Origin of the sequence: Nocardioides marmorisolisilvae, assembly GCF_003725775.1 — a bacterium.
Lineage (GTDB): Bacteria > Actinomycetota > Actinomycetes > Propionibacteriales > Nocardioidaceae > Marmoricola > Marmoricola marmorisolisilvae.
On sequence record NZ_RJSG01000005.1, the window covers coordinates 867 to 15,156 of the forward strand.

A 14,290-nucleotide genomic window follows, 5' to 3' on the forward strand; every position below is an offset into this window, starting at 1 on the left:
ACCCGTCGCGCCCGTGGCACCCGTGGCGCCGGTGTTGCCGGTTGCACCGGTCACACCCTGGGCGCCGGACTGACCCGTCGCACCGGTCGCACCGGTCGCGCCCTGGTTCCCGGTGGCGCCAGTAGCGCCCGTCGCACCGTTGGAACCGTTGTTACCCGTCGCGCCGGTGGCCCCGGTGGCTCCCGTCGCGCCGTTCAAACCGTTGTTGCCCGTGGCACCCGTCGCGCCCTGCGCACCGGTAGCACCCTTGGCGCCGGTAGCACCGGTCACGCCCTGCGGGCCCGCCTGGCCGGTGGCGCCAGTGGCTCCCGTCTGGCCAACCGCGTTCCAGCTGATGCGGATCTCGATGCTCTTGCAGGCCTCGGCCTGGTCGACGATCCGGACGTCGCCCTTGTAGTACGGGGCGCCGGGGATCGGCGAGTTGTCCTTCATGTAGCAGGCGTAGATGGTCCCGTCGGGTGACGGGATAGCGGCGATCGCAGCTGCCTGCGTGCCGTACACCGCGAGGGACGAGAGTCCCATCGTCGCGAGGACAACGTTCTTTGCCTTGGTCCTGAATTCCACCGGGGAACCTCCACGTCGTGAGGTGGGAGCGCTCCGACGTCTAGAGGCCCCATCCTCAAAGCAATCGGAGCCACAGTAGGACCGAAACACGTTCCCGTCCTGCGCCCGATTTTGTCGGGCTAGACCAGGTTCGATCGGAACCATCCCGGCCGTAACTGTTGTGAGGATGGATCATTCGGACATGTACGACAAACCCCGACAGATATGGGGTCTGAGAGTTAACAAAAGGCGTCAGGAGGCCTTAAAGGTCGCCAGAGCCTGTTGACAAGCAGCATTGATCGCAGCGGTCTGGTTCTGGGACTCACACTCGAGGGTCCACGTCACGCCGTTGGCGCTGAAGTAGTACAGGTCCGAGGTCAATGGCAGTCCGTTGAGGGTGCTCTGGACCCGGATCGTCACCATGTCGATGCCGTCGCGGCGGTCGGTCCCCTGGGACAGGATCGTCGTGCCGGCGATCTTCGACCAGCTCTTCGGGACGCTCACCTTCAGCCGGGCGATCCCGGTCGGCTTGTTGGCCGTCCGCTTCACATTCAGCAGGTCGTAGGCACCGAGGCTGCCGATGAACACGTAGCCCTTCGACTCGTCGGTCTTCTCGGCGAACCCGGCCGGGTACTTGAACGAGAAGGAGTTGCCCGGGGCGGTGAAGGTCTTCGTGGCGACCGCGCCGTCCTTGCCCTTGGTGTCCTTGCTGTCGTCGCGGATGACGAACCAGTAGACGGCGGCCGCCAGCACCAGGCCGACAATCGTCAGGAGAACGATCGGGTTGATGGCAGAGGACTGGCGTCGCTGATTCACGTCGTGGAGATTACCGGAGCAGTCCTTCCAAACCGGGCCTATCCAGCAAGTCGTCCGGTTCGACCGTTTCTCCGGTGCGCACATAGTGGAACGCCGCGCTGACCTTCTCGACCGGTACGCCGACGAGCTCGGCCCACGCCAGCCGGTAGACCGCGAGCTGGAGCGGGTCGGCCGAGTCGGCGCGTCCGGTCTTCCAGTCGACCACCAGCCAACGACCGTCGGGCTCGGCGAAGACGGCGTCGATCCGACCTCGAACCACCTGCCCGGCAAGGACCAGAGCGAACGGCGTCTCGGTCGCGTGCGGGACTCGCTCCGCGAACGGGCCGGCCTCGAACGCCTCGATCGCCGCGGCCAGGTCTTCGTCGCTCTCGATGCCGACATCAGCACGGCCGGGAAGGTCGTCCGGGTCGAGAACCTGCTGCTGCCCGAACCGCTGCTCGACCCAGGTGTGGAAGCGGGTGCCGAACCGGGCCGCCCTGGACGGCGGCCGCGGCATCGGACGGGCCAGCACCCGGGCGAACGCGTCCGGGTCCTCCGCGATCCGGGCGACCGACGTTGCAGCGAGGCTCGTCGGCAGCGGCACCAGCACGTCGGGTGCGGCATCGGCGCGCGCCTCGGCCAGGAGGTGGGCTATCTCCTGGTCCCAGTCCGCGACCTTGGCCGTCTCGACCATGTCGAGCCCTTCGTCCTCGACCGGACCCCGGTCCATCGCAGCCCGGACCAGCTCGGCGGCGGCGAGCCGGCGCACCACTTCCGGGGTGTGGGCGACGACCGGCCAGTCCAGCGAGACCTGCTCGGCGTGCAGCGGGTTCGGGGTGCCGTCCGCCGGCTTGTCGGCCCAGGAGCCGGGCTCCTCGCCCCAGGACCGGATCATCTCCAGGACCGTGCGCTGGTACGGCGAGGGGCCGAGCGGCTTCTGCCTGCTGTCGCGCCAGAGGTACGACGAGACGTGCAACAGATGCCGCGCCCGGGTGAAGGCCACGTACCCCAGTCGCAACTGCTCGTCGGCCTCGTTGTCCGCGGCCTCGGCCTTCATCGCGTCCAGGTCGGCTTTCTCGTAACCACCGAGCCGGGGCTGGTCGGCGGCATCGCCGCGCAGCGCGGTGGGCATCACCTTCGAGACGGTCGTCCACTGGCTGCGCCCCCGCGTCACCGGGAACCGCTCTTCGCAGACGCCGACGAGGAACACCGAGTCCCACTCCAGCCCCTTGGACCGGTGCACCGTGAGGAGCTTGACCGAGTCGGACTCCGACGGGGTGGCGACGTCGAGGCCGGTGCCGAACTCGTCCTCCGCGTTCAGCCAGGCGAGCAGGGCCGTCAAGGTCACCTGGCCGTCGACTGCCTCGAACTCGGCGACCGCCTTGATGAACAGGTCGAGGTTGTCGCGCCTTGCCCGGGCCGCCTTGGACACGGAGGACGCCAGCTCGACGTCGATCCCGGTGGTGTCGACGATCCGCCGGACCAGGTCGAGCAACGGTTCCCCGACGTGGCGGCGGAGCATCCTGAGCTCCTCGGAGAGCAGCGCGAACCGCTCGCGCCCCTCGGAGGAGTAGGTGCGCTCACCAGGATCGTCGAGGGCATCCGCCAGCGAGAGCACCTCGGTCGGGTCGGCCCCCGCGACCGCCCTGCTCAGCTCCTCGGTGACCGTGAGGCTCTCGTCGCGACGGCTGCCGGTGTCGGCCAGTTCACGGGCACGAGCACCGAGCAGGGCCAGGTCGCGGGGACCGATCGCCCAGCGCGGACCAGACAGGAGGGTGAGCAGGTCGGCGTTCGCGGTCAGGTCGGTCAGCACCGCGAGAGTCGCGACCACCTCGCTCACCTCCGGCAACCGGAGCAGGCCCTTGAGGCCGACGATCTCGACGGGGATGTCAGCCTCGGTCAGCGCGTCGAACACGTCGGCAGCGTGCTCGTTGTCACGCGTCAGCACCCCGATCTCGCTCCAGCCCCGGTCGGCGTCCCAGGCCGCGCGCACCTGGGCCGGCAACCACGCGAGCTCATCTGCATACGTGTTGTGCACATCGGTGCGGACCTCTCCGCGAGCGGCACCGGGGCGAGCCATCAGCGGTTCGACCACGTCGAACTTGTCGTAGAGCGGTGCAGCCAGCGCGTTGGCGACCTCGAGGATCCGCTCGTCGGAGCGGAGGTTCGTGGTCAGGTGGTGCACCGCAGGCGGGCCGTCGGCCGGGAAGAAGTCGCCGAAGTTCAAGATGTTGGAGACCGAGGCGCCGCGCCAGCCGTAGATGGCCTGGTTCGGGTCGCCGACCGCAGTCACCGGGTGCCCTCGGCCCGAGGCCGGATCCGGGCCGGAGAACAGTGCAGCGAGCAGCTGGGCCTGCGCGACCGAGGTGTCCTGGTACTCGTCGAGCAGCACGACGCGATACTTCTCCCGCTCGAGCCGGCCGACGTCGGGGTGCTCGCGGGTGAGCTGCGCGGACAACGCGATCTGGTCTGAGAAGTCCATCAACCCGTGGCGCGCCTTGAGTCGGCGGTAGTCCGCAACCAGCGCCAGCACCTCCTCGCGCTCGTCCATCTTGTCGATCACGACCTGGATCGGCGCCTTGGCACGCGCCGTCGCGAGAGCAGCCTCGAACTGCGGCCGCTGGATGCGGTGGAACTGTCGGACCTCCTCGATGGTGACCAGGTGCTCGGCCATCGCGCTGTCGAGGGCGAGCAGGGCATCGATCGCGTGCGAGGGGCTGTCGGTCAGCCGGTCGACCGTGCCGCGGTGCTGGTCGATCGCGCGGGCCGCGAGCTGGTACCGCGAGGCGTCGGCCATCACCCGGGTGTCCGGCTCGTGACCGATCCGCAGGCCGTGCTCGGCAAGCAGGAGTGCGGCGTAGGCGTTGTAGGTCGCCACCGTCGGCTCGAGGATCTCGTCCTGCTCGAGGTCCTCGTCGACGGCGAGCGCGGTCAGCCCGGCGTGGTCGAGCGCCTGCTTGATCCGGCGGGCCAGCGACGCTGTCGCTTTGGTGGTGAAGGTCAGCCCGAGGACCTGGTCGGGTCGGACCTGGCCGGTGGCGACCAGGTAGACGACCCGGGACGCCATCACCTCGGTCTTGCCGGAGCCTGCTCCGGCGATCACCACGGCCGGCGCCAACGGCGCACGCACCGCCGCGAACTGCTCGTCGCTGAGTGCGAAGTCGGTCCCCATCAGCCGCTGGAGGGCGGCAGCGTCCTGGATCTGACGGGCGGTCATGACAGCACCGTCCCGGCGTTCTTGGCGGGACACAGCGCCGTGAACGCGCAGTGCTGGCAAGCCGACCCCGGCCGGGCTTGGAACTCCTCGTCACGGATCAGCCGCACCGCTTCGGCGAGCTGGCGCTCGATCGGCAGGGCGCCGTCCTCACCGGCCTGCTGCGGCTCCTGACGCTGCACCTTGAGCTCCCCGCGCACGTCCTTGCGCAAGTGCCACAGCTCGGCACCTCCCGCCTCCCCCGGCGCTTGATGCCCGCGCTCGGCCAGCACCCTGTCGACGGCTCCGTGCGCGACCGCGTGCTGGTACAGCCCGAGCTGCGGGTTCTCGGCGAGCTCCCTGTCGCCCGGCGGGTACTTGCCGGTCTTCAGGTCGACGACCACCACCCGGCCGTCGGCGTCGATCTCGAGCCGATCAGCGAAGCCGTGCAGCCCGACCTTCTGGCCGTCCGGAAGCGTGACCTCTGCGGTGACCGGCTGCTCGGTTGCCAGGATCGTGCGCGCACCGGGGCGGGAGTGGTAGGCGACGAACCGGGTCAGCGCGCGCTCGATCTCGGCGCGTTCACGCTCCCGCGACCACGGCGTCCGGAACGGCAGCTGGTCCCAGACCTGGTCGACGTGCACCATCAGCTCGGCGATCGTGCCGGTCGAGGCGACCAGGTCACCCCGGGCGATCCGGTCGGCGACCGCGTGCACCACGTTGCCGAACCCTTGGGACTGGCTGGACTTGCTGGAGCCGCCGGCCTCGCGCTCCAGGAACCACTTGGCCGGGCAGTCCCCAATGCCCGAGAGGGCGCTGGCGGACAGCGACACCGGCGTCTCCACCGCGCGCACCGGCGTCGGCGCGTGCGACCAGCCCCGCGTTCCCCACCAGGCACCCGGGTTCGCCGTCGGAACGAGAGGACGAGCGCCGTCGTACTCAGCGGCGAGCAGGGCCAGGCGTCGGACGGCGGCGTCGCGCAACGCGGTCGGAGTCGCCTCGTCGGCCGCCGTGCGACGCAGCTCGCTCACGATCCCGTCCAGCGAGAGCGGTCGCGGCGGCCGACCGGGGCGGTGCTCCGGCTTCTCCTCGAGCGGCAGCAGCTCCTTGAGGAAACGCGAAGCCTGCTCTCCGTCCTCGTCCGCGGAGTCGACACCGGTGACGACCAGCAGCTCGCGGGCGCGGGTGCACGCCACGTAGAAGAGCCGGCGCTCCTCGGCGAGGAGCTCGCGGGACGTGACGTCGTCCTGGAGCTCGGCATGGCCGTACACCGACGCGCCGATTCGGCCGGCGCGGAGCAGCGTCGATCGACGACGCAGGTCGGGCCAGCTGCCTTCCTGGACGTGCGCCACCACGACGAGCCGCCACTCGAGACCCTTGGAACGATGGGCGGTCAGCAGCCGGACCGCTGACCCGCGGACGCCCTTGTCCGCCAGCGTGTCGGCGGGGATCTCCTGACCGGCGATGGTGTGCAGGAAGGCTCGGACGCTGGCGTGTCCGAGCTGCTCCTCGGCACGCGCAGCCGATTCGAAGAGCGCACAGATCGCGTCGAGGTCGCGGTGCGCGAGCCGACCGGCCGACCCCGGCCGCTCACTCGCCCGCCGGAGCAGCTCGGGCCAACCGGTACCGTCCCAGATCGCCCAGAGCACCTCCTCGACAGAGCTACCGCCGTCGATCAGCGCCCGCGCCCGGTGCAGCAGGTCGGCGAGGCGGCGCGCTCGGGTCACGGCCGAGCCCTCGGCTCCGTCGAGCACCGAGGGCTCGACCAGCGCCGCGCGGATCAGGTCCGGGGAGGAGCGCAGGCTGCGGTTCTCCGCGACCGCGGCGACCTTCTCGGTCGCGCGCAGTGCCCGGGCCAGGGTCCGGACATCAGTTGCGTCCAACCCGGCCAACGGTGAGGTCAGCAAACCCTCGGCCCGGGCCGGATCCAGGTAGTGCGGGTCGGAGACGTCCTCAAGGTCGAGCGCGGTGGCCGCCCGGAGTGCCTCCAGCAGCGGCTGCACCGCCGGTTCCCGGGACAGAGGGGTCTCGTCGGACGCGACCTCGACCGGAACCCCAGCCGTGGTCAACGCACGACGCAGCCCGGGGATGGTCGCCCGCCCGGAGCGGACCAGGACCGCCATCTCGGACCAGTCGACGCCGTCCTCGAGGTGCGCCCGGCGCAGAAGGTCGGCGATCTGCTCGACCTCGGCACGTTCGGTGTCGCAGGTGAAGACCTGGACCCGCCCCTCCGGCTTTCCGGGCTCCACCTGAGGTGCGAGGAACTGCGCGGCCACGTCGGCGCCGATCGCTCCCGTGAGCGGGATCCGGGCCGCCACCCGCTGGGCCGCGGTGAGGACCCGGGCGCCGAACCGACGGGTTGTGCCGAGTACGGCGATCGGGGCATGGGAGCCGTCTCGTGCGCGGAACCGATCGGGGAACTCGAGGATGCCGCGGACGTCGGCGCCCCGGAACCCGTATATCGACTGGTACGGATCACCGACCACGGTCAGGTTCGCACCGTCGCCGGCGATCGCCTGGAGCAGCGCGACCTGACCGGGGTCGGTGTCCTGGTACTCGTCGACGAACACGTGCTGGTAGCGCGCCCGGAGCACATCGCGGTGCGACTCCGCGAGGATCACCGCCCGCCGGATCAGGTCGGCGTAGTCGGTGGCCGACTGCTGGTCGAGGTTGGCCAGGTACTGGTCCAGGAACCAGCCGGCCGCGACGAACTCCTCGATGCCGTGGTCGCGGCCCAGGGCGACGAGCGCCTCTTCATCGAGCCCCTTCTCCCGGGCACGGGCAAGCACGGCGCCGATCTCGCGGGCGAAACCGCGGGTGCGTGCAGCCACCCGGAGACCCTCGGGCCAGGTGACCGACTCAGGTGAGTCCTCCAGCAGCTCCGCGATCATCACGTCGGCCTCGGGCGCCGACAGCAGCCGCAGCGGCCCGTCGTACAGGTCGGCCCGGAGCTCGCGCACGATCCCGTAGGCGAACGAGTGGAACGTGGAGCTCATCGTGGACGCGGTCGTGCGCGCCAGCCGACCACTGACCCGGTCGCGGAGCTGGTCCGCCGCCTTGCGGCTGAAGGTCAGGGCGAGCACCGAGGACGGATCGGCACCGCGCACCTCGACCCTGTCGACGATCGCCTCGACCAGCGTCGTGGTCTTGCCGGTGCCCGGGCCGGCGAGCACCAGCAGCGGACCGCCGGCGTGGTCGACGACCGCCTGCTGCCACTCGTCGAGGACCGGGACCGCGGCTGCCGGCGGAGGCGGCGCGAGGCGGTAGGTCGGGGCGGTCACGAGGTCCACTCAATCATCCGCTGCCGACAGATCGGCGCGACGGTCACGGGGTTTCGACAGGCTCAACCAACGAGGGAGCGGGCTCGAGAAAAGGTGAAGGCCCCGTCCAAGTATGAGTTGCACGGGGCCTTCGTTTGGCCTTCGGGTGATGCCTCCGAACCGACCGACTCTTTCACCAGGTCCCCCACCGCACATCACTGCGCTGGCGACGAGTTGCCCCGCCGTGTGGAACAGGTTTCCGATCCGATCCCGCTCTCCCCGAAGGGATTGCGTGAGAGATTTCTACGTCCCGCGCAGACCCCTTGGCAAGGAGTTTTCCCAACTATTTTTGGGAATTCTCGCTGCACGGCGTGTCCTCCACAGATCGGCCTTCTCTGTCCACAGGAAAGCCGAGTTGTCCACCGATCAGAGGCCCGGGCTGTGGATATCCGGGGGCAGCCAGACCGCGTTCCTGAGGTCGACCGAACCCGACGGACGCAACGGCGTGCCCTCCTCGAGATAGGCCTGCCGGGCCTCCGGTCCGTGCGAGTCGGGCAGGGAGCCGTCGGCCCGGACCACGCGCCACCAGGTCACCGATCCGCCGTACTGCGCCATCACGTTGCCGACCTGGCGCGGCCCACCACGACCGACCGCCTCAGCGATCAGCCCGTACGTCGTCACCCTCCCCCGCGGGATGGCGTCAACGATCGTCAGCACCTGCTCGACGTAGTCCTCGTGGTCGGCTGAACCCGGCATGCGCCGAGGCTACCCACCGGTGCCGACGGCTACTTGGCGGAGAAGGCCCGGGTGCCCTTGACCAGGTACAGGCCCTTGATCCCGCTGTGGCGCTGGGCGAAGACGAGCTCCTTGACGATGTTGCCCATCGTGTTGCTCACCGGCGTCACCGACAGACCCACGGAGATCGTCGAGAGCACGCCGACCGGGTGGCCGGCCGCGTCCATGAAGCCGCTCCCGGAGTCACCGGGGATGCCCGGGTTGCCGGTGGTCAGGGTGTAGGCGAGGCCGCCGCCGACGACACCGGTCACGCTGCCGGACTTGGAGGCCGCGGTGCCGCTGCGCAGTCCCGAGTTGCCCACGGTGTAGATCTTCGCGCCGGCCTTGAGCAGCGTCGTGCTGATCGCGCTCGGACCACCCCAGACCGGGACGGTCGGGTTCACCTTGCCGACGTAGGCGGGGTCGACCCGGACCAGCGCCAGGTCGTTGTAGGCGCAGAGCGCCATGCCCTTGGCTCCGATCTTCTGCATCGTGTTCCACGAGCTGTACGCCAGCCTGCCGGTACCCAGCGTCGTGCCGCCGGAGAGCAGGTTGCCCCCGGTCACGAACTCGACCTTGGTGCCCAGCGGCAGCGACTTGGTCTTGCAGCCGTTGGTGTCGGTCGAGGAGCCGGTCCCGGCGCAGTGCGCGGCGTACCCGACGTACACGCGGCCGGAGGCGTCCTTGAAGACGAAGTTAGCGGTGCACTGCGCACCGGCGGTGACCATCTGCACTCCCGGCTTGATGGTGGCCTTGGACTCCGACGCCCAGGTCGAGGCGGCGCCGGCGGTCGGTACGGCGGCCAGGACGGCCCCGACGAGCGTGGCAGCGCCGAGCAGGGCGGTGATCAGGCGCGGACGTGCAGCAGACATGCGGTGTATCCCCCGTGCAGCAGTGATGAGTACGGGTTCAACGACAACGGCCGCCCTTTGGCTACGAGGACGGCCGCTGTACTTCGAGACGGTTGCTGCGCAACCTCCTCAGCAACCGGACTTCAAAGCGTCAGTACGACGGCTGCGAGGGGTCGATCTGGTTGACCCAGGCCACCACGCCACCGCCCACGTGCACGGCGTCGGAGTAGCCGGCACCCTTCACGATGGCGAGCGTCTCGGCGGACCGCACACCGGTCTTGCAGTGCATCACGATCTGCTTGTCGGCCGGCAGCTTCTCCAGCGCGGTCCCGTTGAGGAAGTCGCCCTTGGGGATCAGCACCGAGCCGGGGATCTTGTTGATGTCGTACTCGACGGCCTCACGGACGTCGACCAGCACGAAGTCGCGCTCGCCGTTCTCGCGCTCCTTCAGCATGTGCTCGAGCTGCTGCACCGAGATCGTCGAGCCGACCGCGGCGTCCGCGGCCTCGTCGGAGATCGCGCCGCAGAAGGTGTCGTAGTCGATGAGCTCGGTGACGGTGGCGTTCTCACCGCACAGCGCGCAGTTCGGGTCCTTGCGGACCTTCAGCTTGCGGTACTCCATCTCCAGGGCGTCGTAGATCATCAGCTTGCCGACCAGCGGGTCGCCCACACCGGTGAGCAGCTTGATGGCCTCGTTGACCTGGATCGAGCCGATGCTCGCGCACAGCACCCCGAGCACGCCGCCCTCGGCGCAGCTGGGGACCATGCCCGGGGGCGGCGGCTCGGGGTACAGGCAGCGGTAGCACGGGGCGTCGTCGACCAGGGTCGGCGCGAACACGCTGGCCTGGCCGTCGAAGCGGTAGATCGAGCCCCACACGTAGGGGATCCCGAGGAAGTACGCCGCGTCGTTGACCATGTAGCGGGTGGCGAAGTTGTCGGTGCCGTCGACGATCAGGTCGTAGCCCTTGAAGACCTCGAACACGTTGTCGTTGTCGAGGCGCTCGTTGTGCAGGACGACGTTCACGTACGGGTTGATCTCGGCGATCGACTCCTGGGCCGAGAGGCCCTTGGGCTTGTCGATGTCGCTGACGCCGTGGATGACCTGGCGCTGCAGGTTCGACTCGTCGACGGTGTCGAACTCGGCGATACCGAGGGTGCCGACGCCGGCCGCGGCCAGGTAGAGCAGGGCCGGGCTACCGAGGCCACCGGCACCGATGACCAGCACCTTGGCGTTCTTCAGCCGCTTCTGACCGATCATGCCGACGTCCGGGATGATCAGGTGGCGGCTGTAACGACGGACCTCGTCGATGGTCAGCTCGTCAGCGGGCTCAACCAGTGCAGGCAGGGACACGACACTCCTCGGTGCGGGTGGATCAGGGGCCGCTGCTAGAACGGCTTCTCGGTCGGTGTAACACCGCCGCTGGGTTCAGTGTTCCCCGCGATCCCGGTCGGGTTGGCCGACGGTCCGTTATTCGGAACGGGCGTCCGCGTGGGCTGCGGTGTGAACGGCGTCGACGGGGCGAACGGGATCCGCGGCTGCTCGGTCGGCTTCTTCGTCGGCTTCTTGGTCGGCGTCGCCTTGGGCCCGTTCACGAACGGCTCGTCGGTCACCGGTACGGCGTAGACGACAGAGTTCGACAGGTAGACCGACCCGTTGAAGTCCGAGCAGGTGATCAGCACCAGGCGGCCGGGGCCCTGCAGGGTGAAGATCGAGGCGGCGTCACGGGCCAGCGTCGCGGTCGAGTAGACGCGCGAACGCTGGACGACGTAGCCGATCCAGCCGGCATCGGTCCGCACCCGGATGGTGTCGCCGGCGACGAGTTCACCCAGGTGGTCGAACGCGCCACCACCGGTGTGCACGGTGTGACCGGTCACGACGGCCGAGCCGTTCTCGGCGCCGGCGCCGCGACCCTCCTGCCACCAGCCCAGGACCTGCGGGTCATCCGGCGGCAGCAGCTCGCCGGTCTGACCGCTGATCGGAACGACCTGCGAGTCGACCTTGAGCCGCGGGACCTGGACTTCGAGCGGGTCACCGGCCGAGGCCAGGGCGCGGCCGGCCAGCGGGCCACCGGGCTGCTGGATCCCGACCGGACCGTTGAAGCCACCGGTGTTCGGGTCGATGACCGGGTCGATCACCTGCGGGGTCTGGGCGCTGTCCGGGAACAGGTTCGAGATCGTGGACGGGACCGCCGGCACCAGGAACGGGACAGCGGCGCACACGCACAGGAAGCCGACGACGGCGATCACCTTGGCGGCCTTCTGCGTGCGGGTCGCCGGACGCTTGGGGGCGCGCACCAGCGGGATCGCGTTCGCCTTCGCAGCGCGCTTGCGCTCGCGGCGGGTGCGCGGCGGGTGCTCCGGAGCCCAGTCCTCGGGCAGCGAGTCCTCGGGGTCGGCCTTCGGGTCGATGACCTCGACCGGGTCGTCAGCAGCCGCGATCGGTGCGTCGACGATCGGCGCATTGCCGTGCCGCAGCACGCTGACGTCACGCAGGAACCCGGCCGCGAAGTCAGCCGAGTCCTCGTCCGGAACGACAACCACGTGCAGGGCATCGGCCTCGGCGGCGGCTTCCTGAGGAGCTTCTGCTTCGACGCTGGGTTCCTGCGGTTCCGCAGGCGTCTCGACGGGCTTGGTCTCGGTAGCGCCGAAGAGCGCGGCGAGCTGCGTTGCCCGCCAGGAGTCCGGGTCCGGGCCGGGCACGCGGCCCTTGCCGACCAGGGACTGGTCAGCCGGCGCTTCCTCCACCGGGGCGTCCTCGACCGGGGCCTCCTCGACCGGCGCCTCCGCCGCGGGACCGTCCTCGAGCGGCAGCCCGATGACCTCGTCCTCGTCGTCACGCGCGGCCTTCTTGCGACCGAACCACCCGCGCTTCGGCTGGGGCTCCTCGACGGGCTCGGCGACCTCGGGCTCGGCGACCTCGAGCTCGGCGTCCGCGAGGACGGCCACGGGCTCGGGGGTTTCGACAGGCTCAACCGGCGAGGGTTGCTCCGGCTCGGTCTCGAGCTGGACCTCAGCCTCGGGCTCCGCCTCGACCGGCGGCGTTGCCGCGGCCTCGACGATCTCGGGCGCAGCCTTCTTGCGCCGGAACCGACCGCGCTTCTTGGGCTCGTCTTCGATCGCCTGGGGAGCAGGCTCCTCGACGACCTCAACGGGGTGGTCGTCGCGAGGGGCGACGAGGCCGAAGAACGCGGCGACGTCCGGGTCGAGTGCGGCAGCCGGCGGAGCGTCTACGAGCTCGGGCTCATCTGTCTCGACTGCAGCGGTCGCCTCGGTCGCCTCGGCGACGGGCTCGTCGATCGCAGGGGCCTCGACGAGGGCGTCCTCGGCAACCGGAGCTTCCTCGACCCGAGCTTCCTCGGCGGGGGCTTCCTCGACAACCGCAGCGTCCTCGACGTCCGCCGGAGCGGCGACCTGCTCCTCGGACTCGAGCCCGCTCAGACCAAAGAACGCCGCGACGTTGGAGTCGAGGGAGAGCGCCTCTTCGACCTCAGGAGGCGTCTCGACCCGCTTGCTCTTGCGCCACCAGCGACCCTTCGGCACCGGCGCGGGCACTGCCGGGGATGCCGGGGGCGCGGGGGTTTCGACAGGCTCAACCAGCGAGGTCGGCTCGGGGGTTTCGACAGGCTCAACCAGCGAGGTCGGCTCGGGGGGTTCGACGAGCTCAACCAGCGAGGCCGGCTCGGGGGTTTCGACGAACTCAACCGGCGAGAGCTCTTCGGGTTCGACGTACCAGTCAGCCCCGGCGTACGCGGGCTGCTCGGGCTCGACGAACGCGGGCTGCTCCGGCTCGACGTACGACTCCGGCTCGAAGAAGGGCTCGGGCTCGAAGAAGGGCTCGGGCTCGAAGTACGGCTCCGGCTCTGGCTCCGACTCCGACGGAGCGGGCGCCAGGAAAGCTGGCGGCTCCCAGACGGGCTCGGGGGTTGAGACGGGCTCGGGGGTTGAGACCGGCTCGGGGGTTTCGACAGGCTCGACCAGTGCGGTCGGCTCGGGCTCGGCGACCACGGCCGGCTCGGGCCAGTGAGCGGCCGGACCGAACAGCGCAGCCAGGGTCGGGTCCGAGATGAAGGACTCGGGTCCCGGAGGCGGTGCCGGCTCTGCTTCTGCCTCGACGACCGCTTCAGGGATTTCGACAGGCTCAACCAGCAAGTCGGACTGAGGCTCAACCACCGCGGCCGGCTCGGGGGTTTCGACAGGCTCAACCGGCACGTCGGGCTCGGGCTCGACCAACGCGGCCGGCTCAGGGGTTTCGACAGGCTCAACCAGCACATCGGGCTCGGGCTCAACCACCGCGGCCGGTTCGGGGGTTTCGACAAGCTCAACCGGCAAGTCGGGCTCGGGCTCCGGGAGCCGCTGTTCGACGATCGGCGGAGGCGGAGGGATGAACGGCGGGGGCGGCGGGGTTTCGACAAGCTCAACCAGCGAATCCGGCTCAGGCTCACCCAGCGCATCAGGCGCGGGCTCCGGAGTGCGCTGCTCGACGACGGTAGGCCCCGACGTCATGCCGAAGAGCGCAGCCAGGGTCGCGTCGAGCTCAGCCGGGTCGGGCTGGCCCTCCAGGGGCTCCTCGCTCGGAGGAGCGTCCGCGTTTCGCGCGCGGCTCAACCAGCGTCGGCGTGGTGCCTCGAGCACGTCGTCCGCCCCCCTTTCCATCTCCGGCGTCTCCGCCTCGCCACCCATCATCTCGCTGAGACCAACAGTCACGGCAGTGACGTCCGGGTGAATGTTCTTGTGCCGCGTGCGGCGCTGCTGCTCCTCGGCGGTCGGCTCGTTGTCCGTCTCGGCGGGTGCGGCGCCGTCGAGGGTCACGACGGACCCCTCCGAACCCTCCGAGCGCGGAAGCCCAGCGGTCGGTGACGCGCTGGGCTTCTGCG

General features: G+C 70.0%; 7 protein-coding genes and 1 pseudogene. All 8 read right to left on the bottom strand.

The features are described 5' to 3' along the window. A pseudogene (locus tag EFL95_RS19775) lies at positions 1-522 on the bottom strand (hypothetical protein); the annotation flags it as partial. A 273-nt stretch (positions 523-795) separates the two neighbouring features. Further along, on the bottom strand, positions 796-1,359 hold the full coding sequence (locus EFL95_RS17540; protein ID WP_123235415.1) for a hypothetical protein: 564 nt from the start codon (positions 1,357-1,359) through the stop codon (positions 796-798). 10 nt (positions 1,360-1,369) lie between these two features. Further along, a complete protein-coding gene (locus tag EFL95_RS17545) occupies positions 1,370-4,555 on the bottom strand; it encodes an ATP-dependent helicase (protein ID WP_123235416.1) in 3,186 nt (1,061 codons plus the stop codon). Continuing rightward, entirely contained in the window at positions 4,552-7,821 is a 3,270-nt protein-coding gene (locus EFL95_RS17550; RefSeq protein WP_246005025.1) for an ATP-dependent helicase, read from the bottom strand. The genes EFL95_RS17545 and EFL95_RS17550 overlap by 4 nt, the downstream gene beginning before the upstream one ends. 396 nt (positions 7,822-8,217) lie before the next feature. Continuing rightward, positions 8,218-8,547, bottom strand: a complete 330-nt coding sequence (locus tag EFL95_RS17555) for an MGMT family protein (protein ID WP_123235417.1) — start codon at positions 8,545-8,547, stop codon at positions 8,218-8,220. Positions 8,548-8,576: 29 nt separating this feature from the next. Next, positions 8,577-9,437: a hypothetical protein gene (locus tag EFL95_RS17560; RefSeq protein WP_123235418.1), complete on the bottom strand. Its 861-nt coding sequence runs from the start codon at positions 9,435-9,437 to the stop codon at positions 8,577-8,579. A 130-nt stretch (positions 9,438-9,567) separates the two neighbouring features. Then, complete coding sequence (gene moeZ / locus EFL95_RS17565) at positions 9,568-10,767, bottom strand: adenylyltransferase/sulfurtransferase MoeZ (RefSeq protein ID WP_123235419.1); 1,200 nt, start codon at positions 10,765-10,767, stop codon at positions 9,568-9,570. A 35-nt stretch (positions 10,768-10,802) separates the two neighbouring features. Then, complete coding sequence (locus tag EFL95_RS19955) at positions 10,803-14,225, bottom strand: sortase domain-containing protein (protein WP_281272237.1); 3,423 nt, start codon at positions 14,223-14,225, stop codon at positions 10,803-10,805. Positions 14,226-14,290 lie beyond the last annotated feature (65 nt).

Excerpts from the sequence above, each read along its gene's own strand:
- EFL95_RS17545 (WP_123235416.1), bottom strand. The coding sequence starts at position 4,555 with ATGACCGCCCGTCAGATCCAGGACGCTGCCGCCCTCCAGCGGCTGATG.
- EFL95_RS17555 (WP_123235417.1), bottom strand. The coding sequence starts at position 8,547 with ATGCCGGGTTCAGCCGACCACGAGGACTACGTCGAGCAGGTGCTGACG.
- EFL95_RS17560 (WP_123235418.1), bottom strand. The coding sequence starts at position 9,437 with ATGTCTGCTGCACGTCCGCGCCTGATCACCGCCCTGCTCGGCGCTGCC.